The 18,655-nt window shown below is 69.3% G+C and carries 20 protein-coding genes; 4 read left to right on the top strand and 16 right to left on the bottom strand.

All coding sequences use genetic code 11. The features are described from left to right. Window positions 1-83: 83 nt before the first annotated feature. Together P3F85_RS05520 and P3F85_RS05515 are read right to left on the bottom strand one after the other, a co-directional pair. Entirely contained in the window at window positions 84-773 is a 690-nt protein-coding gene (locus P3F85_RS05520) for a lysophospholipid acyltransferase family protein (RefSeq protein WP_374010246.1), read from the bottom strand. Window positions 774-801: 28 nt separating this feature from the next. Beyond that, complete coding sequence (locus P3F85_RS05515) at window positions 802-1,752, bottom strand: ROK family glucokinase (RefSeq protein ID WP_374010245.1); 951 nt, start codon at window positions 1,750-1,752, stop codon at window positions 802-804. 142 nt (window positions 1,753-1,894) lie between these two features. Here P3F85_RS05515 and P3F85_RS05510 point away from each other — a divergent pair, with 142 nt between their 5' ends. Next, complete coding sequence (locus P3F85_RS05510; protein ID WP_374010244.1) at window positions 1,895-3,724, top strand: long-chain fatty acid--CoA ligase; 1,830 nt, start codon at window positions 1,895-1,897, stop codon at window positions 3,722-3,724. 33 nt (window positions 3,725-3,757) lie between these two features. Here P3F85_RS05510 and P3F85_RS05505 read toward each other — a convergent pair whose 3' ends face one another. The 5 genes from P3F85_RS05505 to P3F85_RS05485 all read right to left on the bottom strand — a co-directional run bounded on the left by P3F85_RS05505 (window position 3,758) and on the right by P3F85_RS05485 (window position 11,121). Further along, window positions 3,758-4,318, bottom strand: a complete 561-nt coding sequence (locus P3F85_RS05505; RefSeq protein ID WP_374010243.1) for a DUF559 domain-containing protein — start codon at window positions 4,316-4,318, stop codon at window positions 3,758-3,760. 525 nt (window positions 4,319-4,843) lie between these two features. After that, complete coding sequence (locus P3F85_RS05500; protein ID WP_374010242.1) at window positions 4,844-5,689, bottom strand: NAD-dependent epimerase/dehydratase family protein; 846 nt, start codon at window positions 5,687-5,689, stop codon at window positions 4,844-4,846. Between the two features lie 25 nt (window positions 5,690-5,714). After that, window positions 5,715-6,206 (bottom strand): peptide deformylase, encoded by a 492-nt coding sequence (def, locus tag P3F85_RS05495; protein WP_374010241.1) that lies wholly within the window; start codon window positions 6,204-6,206, stop codon window positions 5,715-5,717. Between the two features lie 58 nt (window positions 6,207-6,264). Further along, complete coding sequence (locus P3F85_RS05490; RefSeq protein WP_374010240.1) at window positions 6,265-7,611, bottom strand: AAA family ATPase; 1,347 nt, start codon at window positions 7,609-7,611, stop codon at window positions 6,265-6,267. Window positions 7,612-7,716: 105 nt separating this feature from the next. Further along, on the bottom strand, window positions 7,717-11,121 hold the full coding sequence (locus tag P3F85_RS05485; protein WP_374010239.1) for a pyruvate carboxylase: 3,405 nt from the start codon (window positions 11,119-11,121) through the stop codon (window positions 7,717-7,719). A gap of 79 nt (window positions 11,122-11,200) precedes the next feature. Here P3F85_RS05485 and P3F85_RS05480 point away from each other — a divergent pair, with 79 nt between their 5' ends. Beyond that, the gene (locus P3F85_RS05480; RefSeq protein ID WP_374011002.1) at window positions 11,201-12,010 is read left to right on the top strand and encodes a ParA family protein; all 810 of its coding nucleotides are present in this window, start codon (window positions 11,201-11,203) and stop codon (window positions 12,008-12,010) included. A gap of 294 nt (window positions 12,011-12,304) precedes the next feature. Here P3F85_RS05480 and P3F85_RS05475 read toward each other — a convergent pair whose 3' ends face one another. From P3F85_RS05475 to P3F85_RS05445, 7 genes are all read right to left on the bottom strand, one after another. Next, window positions 12,305-12,856: a MerR family transcriptional regulator gene (locus P3F85_RS05475; RefSeq protein ID WP_374010238.1), complete on the bottom strand. Its 552-nt coding sequence runs from the start codon at window positions 12,854-12,856 to the stop codon at window positions 12,305-12,307. 133 nt (window positions 12,857-12,989) lie between these two features. Beyond that, complete coding sequence (locus P3F85_RS05470) at window positions 12,990-13,682, bottom strand: MerR family transcriptional regulator (protein WP_374010237.1); 693 nt, start codon at window positions 13,680-13,682, stop codon at window positions 12,990-12,992. Continuing rightward, complete coding sequence (locus tag P3F85_RS05465) at window positions 13,682-14,188, bottom strand: FHA domain-containing protein (RefSeq protein ID WP_374010236.1); 507 nt, start codon at window positions 14,186-14,188, stop codon at window positions 13,682-13,684. The genes P3F85_RS05470 and P3F85_RS05465 overlap by 1 nt, the downstream gene beginning before the upstream one ends. Further along, window positions 14,181-14,813: a CDP-alcohol phosphatidyltransferase family protein gene (locus tag P3F85_RS05460; protein ID WP_374010235.1), complete on the bottom strand. Its 633-nt coding sequence runs from the start codon at window positions 14,811-14,813 to the stop codon at window positions 14,181-14,183. The genes P3F85_RS05465 and P3F85_RS05460 overlap by 8 nt, the downstream gene beginning before the upstream one ends. Window positions 14,814-14,823: 10 nt before the next feature. Continuing rightward, window positions 14,824-15,654 carry a DUF72 domain-containing protein gene (locus tag P3F85_RS05455; RefSeq protein ID WP_374010234.1) on the bottom strand — a complete coding sequence of 277 codons (831 nt, stop codon included), beginning with the start codon at window positions 15,652-15,654 and terminating at the stop codon, window positions 14,824-14,826. Further along, a complete protein-coding gene (locus P3F85_RS05450) occupies window positions 15,654-16,043 on the bottom strand; it encodes an RNA-binding S4 domain-containing protein (RefSeq protein ID WP_374010233.1) in 390 nt (129 codons plus the stop codon). Before P3F85_RS05450 ends, P3F85_RS05455 begins: the two co-directional genes overlap by 1 nt. Window position 16,044: 1 nt before the next feature. Next, complete coding sequence (locus tag P3F85_RS05445) at window positions 16,045-16,509, bottom strand: hypothetical protein (protein ID WP_374010232.1); 465 nt, start codon at window positions 16,507-16,509, stop codon at window positions 16,045-16,047. Between the two features lie 32 nt (window positions 16,510-16,541). Here P3F85_RS05445 and P3F85_RS05440 point away from each other — a divergent pair, with 32 nt between their 5' ends. Continuing rightward, window positions 16,542-17,048, top strand: coding sequence for a hypothetical protein (locus tag P3F85_RS05440; RefSeq protein ID WP_374010231.1), 507 nt, complete (start codon window positions 16,542-16,544; stop codon window positions 17,046-17,048). Here the strand turns inward: P3F85_RS05440 and P3F85_RS05435 are convergent. Next, on the bottom strand, window positions 16,970-17,809 hold the full coding sequence (locus P3F85_RS05435) for a DUF1295 domain-containing protein (RefSeq protein WP_374010230.1): 840 nt from the start codon (window positions 17,807-17,809) through the stop codon (window positions 16,970-16,972). The two genes, P3F85_RS05440 and P3F85_RS05435, sit on opposite strands and share 79 nt — an antisense overlap. Before the next feature lie 88 nt (window positions 17,810-17,897). On the opposite strand from P3F85_RS05435, the gene P3F85_RS05430 reads away from it, so the two are divergent. Next, entirely contained in the window at window positions 17,898-18,209 is a 312-nt protein-coding gene (locus P3F85_RS05430) for a hypothetical protein (protein ID WP_374010229.1), read from the top strand. Window positions 18,210-18,218: 9 nt separating this feature from the next. On the opposite strand, the gene P3F85_RS05425 is transcribed toward P3F85_RS05430, so the two are convergent. After that, the gene (locus tag P3F85_RS05425) at window positions 18,219-18,608 is read right to left on the bottom strand and encodes a VOC family protein (protein ID WP_374010228.1); all 390 of its coding nucleotides are present in this window, start codon (window positions 18,606-18,608) and stop codon (window positions 18,219-18,221) included. Between the last annotated feature and the right edge of the window lie 47 nt (window positions 18,609-18,655).

Genomic DNA, 18,655 nt, shown 5'->3' with positions numbered 1-18,655 from the left:
TCTGTGGTCTGTAGCACTGGTCTTCCGCTCACTCGGGATGGCTGGGGATATCCGAGCCTATCGCGAATGGGCAGCGGGCCGTTCTACTGTGACAGCGTCGCCCGCTTCTCCTTGACCGTGGTGGCGTATACGTCGACGTACTCCTGCTCGCCAAGGCGCTGGAGTTCGTACATGATCTCGTCGGTGACCGAGCGCAGGATGAAGCGGTCACCTTCCATGCCGTCGAACCGGGAGAAGTCGAGCGGTTCGCCGACGATGATGCCGATACGCCCGACCTTCGGGAGCCGCCGGCCGATCGGCATGACTTTCGCCGTGTCGATCATGGCCACCGGCACGACGGGGACGCCCGCCTCCAGGATCATCCGGGCGACGCCCGTTCTTCCGCGATACAGCTTGCCGTCGGGGCTTCGCGTGCCCTCCGGGTAGATGCCGAGGATCTTGCCGCGGGCCAGCACGGCGAGGCCGGTGTTGAGGGAGGCCTCCGACGCCTTGCCGCCGGAGCGGTCGATCGGGAGCTGCCCTGTCGCGTTCATGAAGGCCTTGGTGGCCCACCCGCGCAGGCCGCGCCGCGTGAAGTAGTCGCTCTTGGCGAGGAACGAGACGCGCCGATCCACCTCGATCGGCAGGAAGATCGAGTCGATGAACGACAGGTGGTTGCTCGCCAGGATGACGGCGCCCTCCGCCGGGACGTTCTCGAGACCGACGACCCACGGCCGGAAGATGGCGCGCAGCAGCGGGCCCACGACCACGTACTTCATCAGCCAGTAGAACATCGCACCGAAGCCTATCCCTCGCGGCGTCCTAGAGCGAGGAGGAGTGCAGGCGAGCCAGGTCGGCCGCGCCCACCACACCGGCGTCGTTGACGAGCTCGGCGATCACGAACTCCGGCTCCGGGTGGAAGCCGCGCGCCGGGAGGTTCTCCAGGTACGCCTGCCGGATGGGCTCCAGCAGCAGCTCCCCGGCCTGGGCGACGCCGCCCCCGAAGACGAAGAGCTGCGGGTCGAGTATGGCGCCCAGGCTCGCGCACGCCTGGCCCAGCCAGTCGCCGAGCTGACGGAGAGCCGCAAGGGCACCCGGGTCACCCGCCGTGATCAGGGCGCTGATGTCGTGGCCGGTCAGCACGCCGGTGCGCGAGCGCGCGTCCGCGAGCGCCTGCCCGATGCCGCCGGCGTCGGCCAACTCGTTCGCCATCCGCTGCAGCGCCCGCCCGGAGCCGTACTGCTCGATGCAGCCGTGGGCCCCGCAGCCGCACGGCAGGCCGCCGGGGACGACACGCATGTGCCCGATCTCGGCGCCGGCGCCGAAGCCGCCGCGGAACAGGCGGTCGTTGCTGACGATGGCCCCGCCGACTCCGGTGCCGATGGTGAGGATGACCATGTCCGAGACGAGACGGCCGGCGCCGTACCGGAACTCGGCCCAGCCCGCCGCGTTGGCGTCGTTCTCGATCAGGACGGGGAGGTCGATCCTCTTCTCGAGCTTCTCGCGGAACGGCTCATGCCGCCAGCTGATGTTCGGGGCGTAGTAGACGGTGGACTGCGCCGCATCGATGAACCCCGCTGCGGCCACACCCACTCCGGCGATCTCCTCCGGACCATCGGACAGACGCTCGATCATGGCGACGACCGCGTTCTCGATCTCGACGGGCCGGCTCGCGTCAGTGGGCACCCGATCCTCGCGCACGATCACGCCGAGCTCGTCGACGACGGCCCCCGCGATCTTGGTCCCACCGATGTCGATGCCGATCGCGTGCACGTGTGGCCTTTCTAGGCGGGGGTGGGATGCTGTCCCGGGCAGGTTCAGGGGACCCCCGGCGGGACCATCTAGAGTGTAATCAACCCATTGGGCCGAAGCCATTCGGCCGGAAGTCCGCCCGCCCGGTATCGAGGGAGCTACCGTGAACCAGATCGACACCCCCGCCATCGTCCCCGCCGACCCGGACGCCAATGCCACCGACCTGCTGGTCGACCGCGTCGCGCTGACACCGGATGCTCCGCTGTTCGCGCTCCCCGAGGGCGGCGGCTGGAGGGACATTACCGCGGCGGAGTTCCACCGCCAGGTCATCGCACTGGCGAAGGGCCTCGTCGCGGCGGGCATCCAGCCGGGCGACAAGATCGGCCTGATGTCGAAGACCCGTTACGAGTGGACGCTGATCGACTTCGCGACGTGGTTCGCCGGCGCAGTCCTGGTGCCGATCTACGAGACCTCCTCCCCCACGCAGGTCCAGTGGAACATGTCCGACTCCGGCGCCATCGCGGTGTTCCTCGAGACGGCGGAGATGCACGCGCGCTTCGACGAGGTCCATCCCGAGCTCCCCCTCATCCGCACCGTCTGGCAGCTGCACCTGGGCGACCTCGACAAGCTCGTGGCGGCGGGCCGCGACGTTCCCGACGAGGAGATCGAGCGCCGTCGCCGCATCGCCAAGGGCTCCGATATCGGCACGCTGATCTACACGTCCGGGTCGACCGGCCGGCCGAAGGGATGCGTGCTCACCCACTCCAACTTCGTGGAGCTGTCGCGCAACTCGGCCGAGGCCCTGAAGGACGTCGTGCAGCAGCCGGGCGGCGCATCCACTCTGCTCTTCATCACGGCCGCGCACATCTTCGCCCGCTTCATCTCGGTGCTGAGCGTCACGGGTGGCGTGAAGGTGGGTCACCAGGCGGACACCAAGCAGCTGCTGCCGGCGCTCGCGAGCTTCAAACCGACCTTCCTGCTCGCGGTGCCGCGGGTCTTCGAGAAGGTCTACAACTCGGCCGAGCAGAAGGCGGAGAGCGGCGGACGGGGCAAGATCTTCCGCGCCGCCGCCGAGGTGGCCGTGGAGCACTCCAAGGCGGTGGAGGCCGGCTCGGTACCCTTCGGGCTCAAGCTCAAGTTCGCCCTCTACGACCGGCTCGTGTACTCGAAGCTGCGTGCGGCGATGGGAGGCCGGGTGAAGTTCGCCGTCTCCGGCTCCGCGCCGCTCGGCTCGCACCTCGGGCACTTTTACCACAGCCTCGGCATCAAGATCCTCGAGGGGTACGGGCTCACCGAGACGACCGCCCCGGCGACCGTGAACCGGCCGGAATCGTTCCGGATCGGCACCGTCGGCCCCGCGCTGCCCGGCGTCGACCTGCGCCTCGCCGACGACGGCGAGATCCAGGTGCGCGGCATCAACATCTTCAAGGAGTACTGGAAGAACCCCGAGGCGACCGCCGCGGCATTCCAGGACGGCTGGTTCAAGACCGGCGACCTCGGCTCCTTCGACGCCGACGGCTTCCTCACCATCACGGGCCGCAAGAAGGAGATCATCGTCACGGCGGGCGGCAAGAACGTCTCCCCCGCCGCGCTGGAGGACCCCATCCGCGCCAACCCGCTGGTCAGCCAGGTGATCGTGGTAGGCGACCAGAAGCCGTTCATCTCTGCGCTGGTGACCCTCGACACCGAGATGCTGCCGACCTGGCTGGCGAACAACGGCGAGGACAAGGACATGACGCTCGCCGAAGCGTCGGTGAACCCGGCCGTGCACGCCGAGATCCAGCGCGCGATCGATCACGCCAATGCGGGCGTCTCCCGGGCGGAGAGTGTCCGCAAGTTCGTCGTGCTCGCCACGGAACTGACCGAGGCAAGCGGGCACCTGACGCCGAAGCTGAGCATCAAGCGCAACGTCATCCTCGCGGACTTCGCGGACGTAATCGACGGCCTCTACAGCGACAACCCGAGCACGCAGGGCTTCTCCCTCGCCCACTGACGGTCACGATTCGTCACGAATCGTCGCTCTGGCTTAGGCAAAGGGCACATTCGGCACGAATCTCTCGAGTCGGGCGCCGAAGGCGTGGCGGTCCGCGAGATCGGTGGCGGTGACACGGATGACCCGCCATCCCTCTGCCTCCAGAAGCTCCCGGCGTTCGATGTCGGAGTGCCATTGGCGTCGATCCACTCGGTGCCCGTCGCCCTCGTACTCGAAAGCCAGTCGAAGCCTCGGGACGGTGAGGTCGGGGTGAAGGGTCAAGCGACCGCCTGCAACGGGCACGGCACGATTGACCTCGATGTCCCGGAGCCCACGTTCCTCGAGGAGCAGCCGCAGAAGCGTCTCCGGTCGCGAGTCGGCCCCGAAGCGCATGCGCGCAAGCGCCCACTGACGCCGTCGGGCTCCCTTGGTTCGGACCAACTGCCCCGAGACGTCGACGAGGTCACCGAGGGTGACCTGAGGCGGCCGGGAGCGCGCCCCCAGCAGATGATCGCCCGCGGCCACGAGGTCATGCGCTCCGAGGACTCCGGACATCTGACACCAAACGTGGGCCGGCGTACACACCGGGAGCCCGTCGACCGTGTCTCCCGACACCGCGCCCAGGCTGTGGCCCACGACTCCCCGGCCACGAGGCGGTGTGCGCGGAAAAGCCACTGAGAGATGCAACGTGCAGTCGCTCAGCTCGACGGGAAGAGGGATTCCGAGAAGAGCGCCCGCGGTCTGATGACTGAACCAAGCGCCGTCCGGCGCGAGCGGAAGATAAGCGTGGCACAGGTCACGAACGCTTGTCGGGGCTACTGCGAGATGGACGCCGTGAAACGGATGGTGCAGGTCCCTTGCGCGGAGACGCCGCGGTCCCACTCCGGCCGCGCGGGCATCGGAAGTGGTGAACGCGGGCATCAGGGACGGCGGAAGATCTCGAGGCGTGCGCATCCCTCAGCTTCGCCCGTTCACTCTCCCTCTCCAGCCTCCCCGCCCGATTCTGTGGAGAACGCACTCTCCACACGCCAACTCCCGAGGTATCCCGAGTCAGGATTCGTCACGAATGTGCGGTATCCGGTCGCGATAGCGCGCATTCGTTACGAATGTGCAGTGTGCCGGCGCGGGAACGGGGCGGGGTTAGCGCGCGTCGCGCCAGGAGTGCTCGGGGGCGTAGCCGAGCACGCGGCGGGCCTTGTCGATCGACAGCAGCGTGTCGTTGACCCCGAGCTCCCGCTTGAGCGGCACACCCGGGAAGACCTCCGCCACCAGTTCGGCGTTGGGCCGGCTCATCACTGTGTCGGCGGCGGCGATGATAAAGCGGTCGAACCCGGTCGTATCCCACTCCAGCGCGCGACGGATCGCCTGGGCACCGTCCCGGGCGTCGATGTAGCCCCACAGGTTCCATTTGCGTGTGCGGGCATCCGCATCGAAGGACGGGAAGGCGGCGTAGTCCTCCGGGTCCATCACGTTCGAGAAGCGGAGAGCGACGATCTTGAGCGCCGGGTCCCAGCGCACCAGCTCGATCGCCATCTGCTCCTCGAGGTGCTTCACCAGCGAGTACGTGCTCTCGGGCCGGGCCGGGTAGTCCTCGTCCACCGGGATGTACGGCGGCGGCACGTCGAACGGCAGCCCGAGCACGGTCTCGCTGGATGCGTACACGACGTTCCGGATGCCCGCCCGCCGTGCCGCCTGGAACACGTTGTACGTGACCCGGATGTTGTTGTGGAACGTCGCAACGTCGCTCAGGATGCCCGGCGCCGGGATCGCGGCCAGGTGCACGATCGCGTCGAAGCCGTCGTGCTGGTCGTTGACGCCGAAGATGGCGTCGACCGTCTGGCCGAAGTCGGTCAGATCGACCCGGACGAACCCGGGCCCGCGCTCCCCCGTCACATCGAGGGAGACGACCTCGTCCCCCGCCTTCCGCAGCTCGCGCACCACCGTGCGTCCGAGCTTGCCCGATCCTCCAGTGACCGCAATACGCATGCGCCCAATCCTAGGCGCGCCGAGGTCAGAACCAGTCCGACTCGCGCACCTGCTTCATCGCCTCGCGCCGTGATTCCTTGTCCAGCCGGTCGAGGTAGAGCGTGCCGTTCAGGTGGTCCGTCTCATGCTGCAGCGCCTGGGCGAGCACCCCGGTGCCGGAAACCTCGATCTCGTTGCCGTCGAGGTCGATCCCCGTCACCCGTGCGAACGGATAGCGCCGGGTCTTGAACCAGAGGCCCGGGACGGACAGGCAGCCCTCGTCCACCAACTCCGGCTCGCCCGAGACCTCGACCAGGACGGGGTTGATCACGTACCCGACCTCGCCGTCCACGTTGTAGCTGAACGCCCGCTCGTTGACACCGATCTGGGGCGCGGCGACGCCGGCGCGACCGGGAGGGAGCACACTGTCCACGAGGTCCTCGATCAGCCCCCGGACCCCGTCGTCGATCTCGCCGATCGGCTCGGACGGTGTCTTCAGCACGGGGTCGCCGAACAGGCGGATCTGACGCTCGGTCACGGGAACTCCTCGAGGGAACGGCGGGGACGGTCGGAACGGTCGGGACGGTAGGGACGGCTCAGTCGCGCTCGGCCGGGAGGCCCTCGACAACGAGGGCGGCCAGCGTGCGCGCGGACAGGCGGGTCAGGGGCTTGAGGTCCTTCCACGACACCACCGAGCCCGCGGCCAGCTGGGGGTCGTACGGGATGCGCACGATCTCGCGGACGCGCGAGCGGAAGTGCGCCTCGATCTCCTCCAGCTTGACCAGATTGGTCGCGTGCGTCGCCGTGTTGAGGGCGACCACGGCGTTGCGGACGAGGTCGCCGTAGCCGTTCGCCTCCAGCCAGGTCAGGGTTTCGGAGGCGAGCCGCGCCTCATCCACGCTGCCGCCCGAGACGATGACGAGCGAATCGGCCCGCTGCAGGGTGGCGCGCATCACCGAGTGGACGATTCCGGTGCCGCAGTCCGTGAGCACGATCGAGTAGAACCGGGCGGACAGGTCGGCGACGACGTTGTAGTCGTTCTCGTCGAATGCCTCGGAGAGCATCGGGTCGGTGTCCGACGCGAGGATGTCGAGACGTGTCTCGTCGCGCGACACCAGAGCTGAGAAGTCGGTGAAGCCGCCGATGCTCGCGGCCTTGTGCACCACATCCCGGACTGTCGAGCGCGTCTGCCGTGGCACCCGCTCGGAGAGGGTCCCGCGGTCGGGGTTCGCGTCGATCGCGACGATGCGGTCCTCGCGAGCGGACGCCAGTGCCATCCCGAGCAACGTCGTGACCGTCGTCTTGCCGACGCCGCCCTTGCGGGTGAGCACGGGGACGAAGCGTGCGCCGCCTTCGAAGTGCTTCTGGATGCGGTGATCGAGCTCCTTGCGCGCGCGCACCTTGGCGGAGTCGCCGAGGTTCACCGTGCGCAAGGTCACGTTGTAGACGAACCGCTGCCAGGGGCCCTCGGGTCCCGGGCGCGTCTTGCGGTTCACCTCGAGCAGGCGGTCGGCGGTCAGCATCGCCGCCGGCTCCGGCTGAGTGGATGACTCCCCGCGCAGGCGGTCCCGGCGCGAGCCGGCGAACGGCTCGCTCGGCGGGAGCGGCGGTGCGCTGTCGGCGGTGATCGCCGACTCGCCCGAGTCCGGAGGCGTGGTGGTCAGCCGCGAGGCGACGATCGCGACCGACATGGTCGTCGGCTCGCTGGGCGACGCGACGAAACCCGGGTCGACGGGGACGTCGTCGATCGCGACGGCCGCTTCGTCCTCGGGAATCTCGGGGGCCGGCGCGGGCGGCAGGTCGACGTCGATGCTCAGCGTGGAGTCGACCTCCAGCGACGCCAGCGGCGCGAAGGCGGACGACGGCGTCAACTCGTCGTCGGCCGGCACGAGGTCGCGCGGGGTGCGCTCCTCCGGCGTGTCGGCGTCAGGACCTTCTGCCACGTCGTACGTTCTCCTTGTTCGGGGCGGAGGCCGATAGGCCCCCGCGACTCGCCATTGTAGGCCGTCGGGCCACTGAGGGCCCGACGACCGTGCTCCAGACCCGTCTCAGGAGGGCTGGATCACGACGATGAGGTCGCCGGCATCCACCTGCTGCGTCTTCGGGATGGCCAGTCGTTCGACGGTTCCGGCGACCGGCGAGGTGATGGCGGCTTCCATCTTCATCGCCTCGATGGAGGCGACCGCCTGACCCGCTGCGATCGGGTCGCCCACGTTCACCTGCAGCGTCACGACCCCGGAGAACGGCGCAGCGACATGGCCCGGCTTCGCCGAGTCCGCCTTCTCGGCGGCCTTCGACTCCACGACGATGCTGCGGTCCCGCACGAACACCGGGCGCAGCTGACCGTTGAGCGTGGTCATGACCGTACGCATGCCCTTCTCGTCGGCCTCGCCGATCGCCTCCAGGCCGATGTAGAGGCGCACTCCGCGGCTGAACTCGATCACGTGCTCGCTGCCCTGCTGGAGTCCGTACAGGTAGTCGAGCGAATCGACCACCGACAGGTCGCCGAACAGCTCGCGCATCTGCTCGTAGATGCGGGTGGGAGCCGGGAACAGCAGCCGGTTGAGGGTGGCGCGGCGCTCCTCGCTGGACCCCTCCAGCGCCGACGCGTCGTCCGCCGTGATGTCCTCGACGCCGATCTTGACCGTCTTGCCGGCCAGGACCTTCGTGCGGAACGGCTCCGGCCATCCACCCGGCAGCTCGCCGAGCTCGCCCGCCATGAAGCCGACGACCGAGTCGGGGATGTCGTAGTTCTGCGGGTTCTCGGCGAAGTCGTCCGGGTCGGCCCTGACGGCTGCAAGGTGCAGAGCGAGGTCGCCGACGACCTTCGACGACGGCGTCACCTTCGGGATGCGGCCCAGGATGCGGTTGGCCGCGGCGTACATGTCCTCGACCAGTTCGAAGTCTTCGGCAAGGCCCAGCGCCTTCGCCTGCTGGCGCAGGTTGGAGAGCTGGCCGCCCGGGATCTCGTGCTTGTAGACACGCCCGGTGGGGCCGGGCAGGCCCGACTCGAACGGCCGGTAGACCTGGCGGACGGCCTCCCAGTACGGCTCGAGGTCTTCGACGGCGCTCAGCGAGATGCCGGTGTCGCGCTCGGTGTGCGCGAGCGCGGCGACCAGCGCGGAGGCGCTCGGCTGGCTGGTGGTGCCGGCCATCGGGGCGCTGGCGACATCCACCGCGTCCGCACCGGCACGGGATGCCGCGAGCAGCGTGGCCAGCTGGCCGCCCGGGGTGTCGTGGGTGTGCACGTGCACCGGGAGGTCGAAGCGCTCACGGAACGCGGCGACCAGCTTCTCGGCGGCGGACGGACGGAGCAGGCCGGCCATGTCCTTGATCGCCAGGATGTGCGCGCCGGACTCGACGATCTGCTCGGCCAGACGCAGGTAGTAATCGAGGGTGTACAGGTCTTCGGCCGGGTCGAGGAGGTCGCCGGTGTAGCACACGGCCACCTCGGCGATCGACGAGCCGGTCGACAGCACGGATTCGATCGCCGGGCGCATTTGCGAGACATCGTTCAGGGCGTCGAAGATGCGGAAGATGTCCACTCCGGTCGCCGCGGCCTCGCGCACGAAGGCGTCGGTGACCTGCGTGGGATACGGCGTGTAGCCCACCGTGTTCCGGCCGCGCAGCAGCATCTGGATGTTGATGTTCGGCAGTGCCTCGCGCAGGGTCGCCAGGCGCTCCCACGGGTCCTCGCCCAGGAAGCGGAGGGCGACGTCGTAGGTCGCGCCTCCCCAGGCCTCCACCGACAGCAGCTCGGGAGTCATGCGCGCGACGTACGGTGCGACCGCCACGAGGTCGCGGGTGCGGACGCGCGTCGCGAGCAGGGACTGGTGCGCGTCGCGGAAGGTGGTCTCGGTGACCGCCAGCGCCTTCTGTGCACGCAGGGCCTCGGCGAAGCCGGCGGGGCCGAGCTCGAGGAGCCGCTGACGGGATCCGGCGGGGGCCGGCGCGCTCAGGTCGATCTTCGGCAGCTTCTCGGTCGGGTGAGCCGTCTCCGGGTGGGCGCCGTTCGGCTGGTTCACCGTCACGTCGGCGAGCCAGTTGAGCACCTTGGTGCCGCGGTCCTTCGACGCGCGGCCGCGGAACAGCTCCGGCCGCTCCTCGATGAAGGAGGTGGAGACGTTGCCCGCGATGAAGTCGGGGTCCTCCATGACGGCCTGGAGGAAGGGGATGTTGGTGGCGACACCGCGCACGCGGAACTCGGCCAGCGCGCGGCGGGCGCGCAGCACCGCCGCCGGGAAGTCGCGACCGCGGGTGATGAGCTTGGCGAGCATGGAGTCGAAATGCGGGCTGATCTCGGAGCCCGGGTTGATCGTCCCCCCGTCGAGGCGGATGCCGGCGCCGCCGGGCGAGCGGTACGTGGTGATCTTGCCGGTGTCCGGACGGAAGCCGGCCGTCGGGTCCTCGGTCGTGATCCGGCACTGGAGGGCCGCTCCGCGCATCTGGACCGTGTCCTGGCTGAGGCCGAGGTCGGCGAGGGTCTCCCCCGCTGCGATCCGGATCTGCGACTGCACGAGGTCGACGTCGGTGATCTCCTCCGTGACCGTGTGCTCCACCTGGATGCGCGGGTTCATCTCGATGAAGACGTGCTGACCGGCGCGCTCGCCCACGGTGTCGAGGAGGAACTCGACTGTCCCGGCGTTCTCGTAGCCGATGGAGCGGGCGAAGGCGACCGCGTCGCGGTAGAGCGACTGGCGGATGTCCTCGGACAGGTTGGGGGCCGGTGCGATCTCGACGACCTTCTGGTGACGGCGCTGCACCGAGCAGTCACGCTCGAACAGGTGCATCGTCTCGCCGGTGGAGTCGGCCAGGATCTGGACCTCGATGTGGCGCGGGCGCAGCACGGCCTGCTCCAGGAACATCGTCGGGTCGCCGAAGGCGCTGTCGGCCTCTCGCATCGCCTCTTCGAGGGCGGGACGCAGCTCGTCCTTGCTGTTGACGCGGCGCATGCCGCGGCCACCGCCTCCTGCGACCGCCTTGGCGAAGATCGGGAAGCCGATGTCGTCCGCACCGGCGAGGAGTTCGTCGATGTCGCGCGACGGCGGGGTGGACTTGAGCACGGGGACGCCTGCGGCGATCGCGTGCTCCTTGGCCGTCACCTTGTTTCCGGCCATCTCGAGGACCTCGGCGCGCGGTCCGATGAAGGCGATGCCCGCCGCGCGTGCCGCGTCCGCCAGCTCGGGGTTCTCGGACAGGAAGCCGTAGCCCGGGTAGATCGCGTCGGCGCCGGACTCCTGCGCGACACGGATGATCTCGTCCACATCCAGGTAGGCGCGGACCGGGTGGCCCGGCTCGCCGATCTGGTACGCCTCGTCGGCCTTCAGGCGGTGCATCGAGTTCCGGTCCTCGTACGGGAAGACGGCCACGGTGCGGGCGCCCAGCTCGTATGCGGCCCGGAAGGCCCGGATGGCGATTTCACCGCGGTTGGCAACGAGGATCTTTCGGAACATGGGGACCTTTCGAGCAGGGGTGAACACCACACAGCAAACGGTTAGGTTCTCTAAGACTAGTAAAGGTAACGTGGCTGTCGTGCACGTACTCAGCGTTAGCTCCCTCAAGGGCGGTGTCGGAAAGACGACGGTGACGCTCGGACTTGCGTCGGCCGCGTTCGCGAAGGGCCTCCGGACGCTGGTGGTCGACCTCGACCCGCAGTCGGATGTCTCCACCGGGATGGACATCCAGGTCGCCGGCCACCTCAACGTCGCGGATGTGCTCGCGTCTCCGAAAGAGAAGATCGTGCGCGCCGCGATCGCGCCGTCCGGCTGGACCAAGGGCCGCTCCGGCACCATCGACGTCATGATCGGCAGCCCGTCGGCCATCAACTTCGACGGCCCGCACCCGAGCATCCGCGACATCTGGAAACTCGAGGAAGCGCTGGCCAACGTCGAGCACGACTACGAACTCGTCCTGATCGACTGCGCGCCCTCCCTCAACGCCCTGACGCGCACCGCGTGGGCCGCGAGCGACCGCGTCGCCGTGGTCACCGAGCCGGGCCTCTTCTCGGTCGCGGCCGCCGACCGCGCGCTGCGTGCGATCGAGGAGATCCGCCGCGGTCTCTCGCCGCGCCTCCAGCCGCTCGGCATCATCGTGAACCGCGCGCGCGTCCAGTCGCTCGAGCACCAGTTCCGGATCAAGGAACTGCGCGACATGTTCGGCCCGCTCGTCCTCTCGCCCCAGCTGCCGGAGCGCACCTCCCTGCAGCAGGCACAGGGCGCGGCGAAGCCGCTGCACGTCTGGCCGGGCGAGAGCGCGCAGGAGATGGCGCACAACTTCGACATGCTGCTGGAGCGCGTGCTGCGCACCGCGCGCCTCGGCGAGTACGCGACCGCGCAACCCTGACGCCGGCCCCGCTGTCGCGGGCTAGCGATGCCGGCGCGCTCCGGTGGGGCGCGATTTGGCGCAAATCGCGGTTATGCGACGGCGATAACCGCGATTTGGCGCAAATCTCTCGCGGGGGAACCGTCGCGGCGGGGATTCGTCACGAAAGTGCGGAAAGCGGCGCGCATTGCGGCGATTCGTCACGAATCTCGCGAGCGGGATGCCGGGGCCGGGATTCGTCACGAAAGGGCGGAAAGCGGCGCGCATGGCGACGATTCGTGACGAATCGCGACAGGGTACAGCGAAGAGGGAGGCTCAGCTCGCGCGGGTGCGGGACGCGCGGCGGGCGGCGAGCTCGTCCATCGCGTCGGACTGCGTGTCCAGCTCCACGAGGCTGGTCTCGACCTCGCGCAGGACCTTGCCCACGGCGATTCCGAAGACGCCCTGCCCGCGGCTGACCAGGTCGATGACCTCGTCGTTCGAGGTGCACAGGTAGACGCTCGCGCCGTCGCTCATCAGCGTGGTCTGAGCGAGGTCGTTGACGCCCGACTCGCGCAGCTGGTTGACCGCGGTGCGGATCTGCTGCAGCGAGATGCCGGTGTCGAGCAGACGCTTGACGAGCTTGAGCACGAGGATGTCGCGGAAGCCGTAGAGGCGCTGCGAGCCGGAGCCGGCGGCGCCGCGGACGGTCGGCTCGACCAGTCCCGTGCGTGCCCAGTAGTCCAGCTGGCGGTAGGAGATGCCTGCCGCGCGCGCGGCGACGGCGCCGCGGTAGCCGTTGACGTCATCCATCTCGGGCAGGCCGTCGGTGAACAGCAGGCCCATGTCGTAGCGGGAGGCACCATCGTCGCGACTCAGTTCGCTCATGAAGATCGCCTCTCAGCCGGGTAGTGAATCTCGCGTCGCATCCGCGCCGCATCATCCACGGTACCCATGCCGCGGTCGCCGGGCAACGACATCCGTGGTTTCGGCCTCGGCGTGTCGAATCGGTGGCCCGGGATCATGGGCGGAGTCGCGCGATGGAGGAGCGGATGATGCTGCCGCGCACCACGTCGAGCTGCGCCGCGATCTCGCGCGCGAGCTCGGCGGTCCGCGCCTTGCTGCTCACGTCGTTGCGGCGCGCGATCGGCACCAGAGCGGTCTCGATCAGGCCGATCTCGCGCTCGGCGGCCGCCCGGAACCCGCGGAGGTGCCGGGGCTCGATGCCGCTGCGCCGCAGCTCGGCGAGGGCGCGCAGCACGGTGAGCGCCTCCTCGCCGTAGACGTCCGAGGCCGCGATGAGGGAGGCGCTGACGGCATCCTGCAGCAACTGGGCGTCGGCTCCCGCCTCGCGCAGGAGTTCGTCGCGGCGGTAGCGCCGCGCGCCGCCCAGGATCGAGCCGGCGGGCGTCGTGCCCGGGAACGCGGGGTCGAGCCCCGCATCCAGGTCGGCGAAGTACTTCTTGATGACCTTGAGCGGGAGGTAGTGGTCGCGCTGCATGGCGAGCACGGCCCGCAGCCGGTCGACGTCGGCCGACGAGAACTTGCGGTAGCCGGACGCGGTGCGCGACGGCGACACGAGGCCCCGCTCCTCGAGGAAGCGCAGCTTCGAGGAGGACAGGTCGGGGAACTCGGGCGCAAGCCGCCCGAGCACCTGGCCGATGCTGAGGAGGGCCGGAGCGTCGCCGGCGGCCCTCTGGGCCGGCCGGGCCACTAGCCGTTCGCCGCTGCGGCGAGGTCGTTTCGCGACGCGTAGAACGTCAGACGGAACTTGCCGATCTGGACCTCGGCCGAGTCCGCGAGCAGTGCGCTCTCGATCCGGACCCCGTCGTAGTAGGTGCCGTTGAGCGAGCCCAGGTCGCGGACCTCGAAGGAGGTGCCGCGACGCGTGAACTCCGCGTGCCGGCGCGACACGGTCACATCGTCGAGGAAAATGTCGGCGTTCGGGTGGCGGCCCGCGGACGTCACGTCGGCGTCGAGGAGGAATCGTGCTCCGGAGTTGGGCCCGCGGCGCACGATGAGCAGCGCCGAACCGGAGGGGAGCGCCGCGATGGCCTCCTGCTCCTCGGGCGAGACCTCGCCCGACGGGTACATCTTCGAAATGAATTCCTCGCCGAACCGCGCGGTCGTGTCCTCGTTGCCTCCGGCGCCGCGCAGGGGGCCCCGGGCGGCGTCGTCGGCTCCGCCGGCAGCAGCGTTCGGGTTAATGTCTTCAGGCACCGTCAACCTCCTTGCCGTTTAGCGTATCCGATGGAGAGCCCCTGTCATCGGCCGGAAGACGGATGACCCGGGCTGTCTCGCGGATGTAGACCACTCCGGCCCACCAGTAGAGGAAGGCTCCCCAGAGCGCGAACGCCCATCCGAGCGGCAGCGACACCGGTGCCAGCGGGGCGAAAGCCTCCCCCAGCATCAGGAGCGGGAGGGCCCAGAACAAACAGAAAGTGGCCACTTTTCCGAGATGGTGCACCGGCAGCGGACCGAACCCGTGGTTCGCGAGGATGATCCCGAGGACCGCGAGCATCACATCCCGGCCCACGATCACGACGAACAGCCACCACGGGATGACCTCGCGCCAGCAGAGGCCGATCAGCGCGGCGAAGATGTACAGGCGGTCGGCGGCGGGATCGAGCAGCTGACCGAGCCGGGACTCCTGGTGGAGCCGGCGGGCGAGCCAGCCGTCGAGGAAGTCCGTCACGCTGGAGAAGACAAGCACCAGCAGCGCGTAGCCGTCCTCGCCGGTGATGACCAGCCACAGGAAGACCGGGACGAGCGCGAGCCGGAAGAAGCTCAGCAGGTTCGGGACGGTCCAGACCCGCGAACTCACGACGGCGCTGTCTCCTTCCACGTCACCGAGTCTAGTGAGGGCGCGGCGTCCAGTCGGCGAGCCGGTCCCGCAGGCCCATCGCGTCGTACGGCGCACGGACCTTCACGTCGTTGTCGAAGTAGGCGTAGACGTCCATCCCGCGCTCCAGCCAGCCGGTGAGCTCCACCGCCCAGCGGTCAAGGGACTCGGCGGTGTAGCCGCTCGTGTACAGCTCTTCGTCGCCGTGCAGGCGCACGTAGGCGAACGGCGCGGTCAGCTCCCGGATGACCGGGTAGCGCCCGGCGGTGTCGGCCAGGACGATCGCCACGCCGTGGGCGCGGGCGAGCTCGACGAAGGCCGGGACGTCGAAGGAGGTGTGCCGCACTTCGACGACGTGCCGCAACGGCCGGTCGGCGTCGACGGTCGTGTAGGTGCGGTCCTCGTCGAGGGTCGACTCCCCCGCCAGCACTGCCGCCTCGGCGGTCGTCCGTGGCAGCTGACGGAAGAACGCATCCACCGACTCCGCGTCGAACTGCAGCGTCGGCGGAAGCTGCCACAGCAGCGGCCCGAGCTTCGGGCCCAGGGCGAGGACGCCGGAGGCGAAGAAGTTCGCGACCGCCGCCCGGGCGTTCCGCAGGCGCAGGATGTGCGTGATGTAGCGGCCGCCCTTCACGCTGAACACGAACTCGTCCGGGGTGTGCTCGGCCCAGGTGCGGTAGCTGGACGGCCGCTGCAGCGAGTAGAAGCTCCCGTTGATCTCGATCGAGTCGAGCTGCTCCGACGCGTACTGCAGCTCCAGCCGGTGCTGCAGCTTCGGCGGGTAGAAGACGCCGCGCCAGGGCGCGTAGGTCCATCCCGAGATGCCGATGCGCGCCAGCGCCATCAGCGGCCCCTGAGGTGTTCCAGCAGACGGCGCTCGCGCTTGGTCGGACGCCCGGCCCCGCGTTCGCGGGTGACCGTCGCGGGGGTCTCGGTGCGCGGCGGAGGCGGCGGGGTGCGGTCCTCGAAGCACTCGGCGGCCGCGGCGGCGCTGACGCGCTTCACGATCAGGCGGCGGGCGATGTAGATGTGCTCGGTCCCGCCCGCGAACGCGCGCACCTCATCCCCCACCTTCACCGGCTGGGCGGGTTTCGCCCGCTCGCCGTTGACTTTCAGATGACCCGCCTTGCACGCGTTGGACGCGGCGGAACGGGTCTTGAACAGCCGAACGGCCCACGCCCAGGAGTCGACGCGCACGCTCGACGGGCCCTGCTGCGGGACGACACCGGACATGTCAGACCACCGCGACGGGCTGCTGCTCGTCAGCGAGCGACGCCTTCCACTTCACCAGGCTGCGGACGGTGCGGCTGCGGTCCGAGGCGAGCTTCTCCATGACGTCCGTCGGGATGAAGTAGTTCACCGCGACCCACCCGCGCACGGTCTCCGACCGGTCGTCGGCGAGCATCCGCAGGATGTCGCACGGTGTCGACTCGTTCTTCGCGACGCAGCCGCGCACCCCCTCGTCCGGGTCCCGGGCGAGTGCGAGGAAGACGTCCTCCGGGGTGTTGTAGCTGCTCGCCACCGCCTCCCGGATCTTCGGGTTGGCGTCCGTGGCGAGCAACCGCAGCCGGCGCACCTTGCTCTCGGTCACCTCGGGGGCGGGATGCAGCGCCGCGGCCTCCTCGGGCGTGAGCATCGCCGGCCGCTGGTTCCGCATGGCCTGGCGCTGGGCGGGCGTGTTGAAGCGGATGCACGACATGCCTCCACCGTATCCCGGGTTACCGTGGATGCATGGAATCTCTTCTCGCGCGGCTCGACCGCATCGCGGGAGGCCGGCACGCCGCCTACCGCGTGCCCGAGGAGGGTCGCTCCCACCCGCGCACGCGGCGCGCATTCACGGTCGTCACCTGGCTGCTGGCCGCCGAACTGGTCATCGGGCTGTCCGCCGTCGTCGTGGCGATCGTCCTGACCCGGGACGGGGTGGCCGTGCCGTTCCCGGTGTGGATGCGCTCGGTGGTCGTGCTCGGCATGACGACGACACTGTTCTACTTCGCCTGGCGGGCGCAGAAGGGATACTTCTGGGCGTACTCGCGCCTCCGGCTGTTCGCCAAGATCTTCCCGGTGGTCACGCTCGTGATCGCCGCCGTCCCCGGTCTCTACCCGTTGTGGATGGTGACCGAGCAGATCGTGTTCAGCCTCATCCTGATCGGTGTGGCCGACTACCTCGACTCGGACCACATGCGGGCCGCGTTCCCGCGTCCGGGGAACCACGGCACGACCGGAGACGTCCGCGCCTGATACTCGGCGTACTCCGGATAGCGGGAGCGGGTGATGCTCTCGGTGAACACGGTGGAGCCGATGAAGAGCCCGGTGAGCAGCACCGGCCCGATGACCGTCCACTGGAGGAGCGAGCCCGCGGCGACGCAGCCGAACAGGAACACCACCCACCACTGGGCCTGCTCGAAGAAGAAGTTGGGGTGCCGGGAGAACCGGAACAGCCCGGACTGCAGGAACCGCGGCGACGGCTCGCGGCCCGCTGCGACCTCCGCCTTCTTCCACTGGTGGAAGCGCCACTGCTGCTGATCCGCGATCGTCTCGCCGGTGAGGAACGCCAGGAACACCGCCGCGAGGATGACGTCGAGCGCCGTGAGCGGCGTGCGGTGCTGGTACGCCGTCCAGGCCGGCAGCGCGATGAGGAGCAGCAGGATGTTCTGGTATATCACGATGAAGAACAGGTTGAAGACCTGGAAGAGGCCCGGGCTCATCCGCCCTCGCAACGTCTCCCACCGGTAGTCCTCGCCGCCCGGGGCGTAGCCGCCCTTCCGGGCGAAGTTGAAGGTGAGCCGCGCGCCCCAGAGGGTGACGAGCACCGCGACGAGGTCGAGCCGTGCGTCGGCGAGTCCGGCCGCTCCGGCGAAGACCCAGACGTAGACGACGGGCACGATGGACCAGATCCGGTCCACCCAGGAGTGCTCCCGGGTGATCAGCGAGAGCACCCACGTGCCCACGCACGCGACGGCCAGGATCCACAGACAGACGATGAACGGCTCCACGACCACATCCTAGGTCTGAGCGGAGCTCGAACGACACCTGTGCATCCACTGTGCTCCCCTCGCCCCGGCTCGGGGACCCGCCTACCGTGTGGACGTGTCGACCTCTGAGCCACGGACTTTCCGCGCAGTGCTGCTGCGCGACGACGGGCAGCGGCCGCGGTCGGTGCGCCTGCCCACCGAGGTGGATGTGCCGCCGAGCCGCATCCGGATCCCGGCTGAGTTCGCGGGCGCTTCGGCCTTCGAGGTGTACGAGCTCGCGGACGACCGCGGCTGGCCGGCTGAGGCGACCTACCAGCTTGGGGCGACGATCCCGCGTTCGACCGCGGACATCCCGGACGGCGAGCGCTCCGAGTGGGACGTCGACGACTTCGAGAGCGACGAAGAGAGCGACGAGCCGCTCGGCTGACCTCCGGCTTCAGTCCTGGAGCACCGAGAGGACGTTCCCGGCCGGGTCGCGGAACCACGCGATGTCCGGCCCGCGGTCCGCTGCGCGGCCGCGCAGCACACCCTTCTCGTCGGTCGGCAGGTTCGGGTCGTCGTAGATCGCGGTCGCCACGCCTTTGGCGTTGAGGTCGTCGACCGCCGCGTCGATGTCCTCGACCACGAGGTTCAGGATGGTGAAGCTCGCGGGAGTGTGGTCGGGCTTGGGGTAGATGAAGACGTGACCACCGGAGGGCAGCTCGAGGTCGAGGTTGCCCATGGTGCCGTCGGTGACGTTCAGACCGAGCGTCTCGCCGTAGAAGGCCTTCGCCGCCGGGATGTCGTCGACGCTGAAGCCGCTGAAGATTTCGAGTGGGGTGACCATGGCGTCCACTCTGCTCGCAGGACTCGGTCGCTGTCTAGCGCCGGATC

This window comes from Leifsonia sp. T36S-04 (assembly GCF_042465655.1).
Taxonomy (GTDB): domain Bacteria; phylum Actinomycetota; class Actinomycetes; order Actinomycetales; family Microbacteriaceae; genus Leifsonia.
The sequence above is the reverse complement of the archived record's forward strand: the minus strand, read 5'-3'. Positions and strand labels throughout refer to the sequence as shown.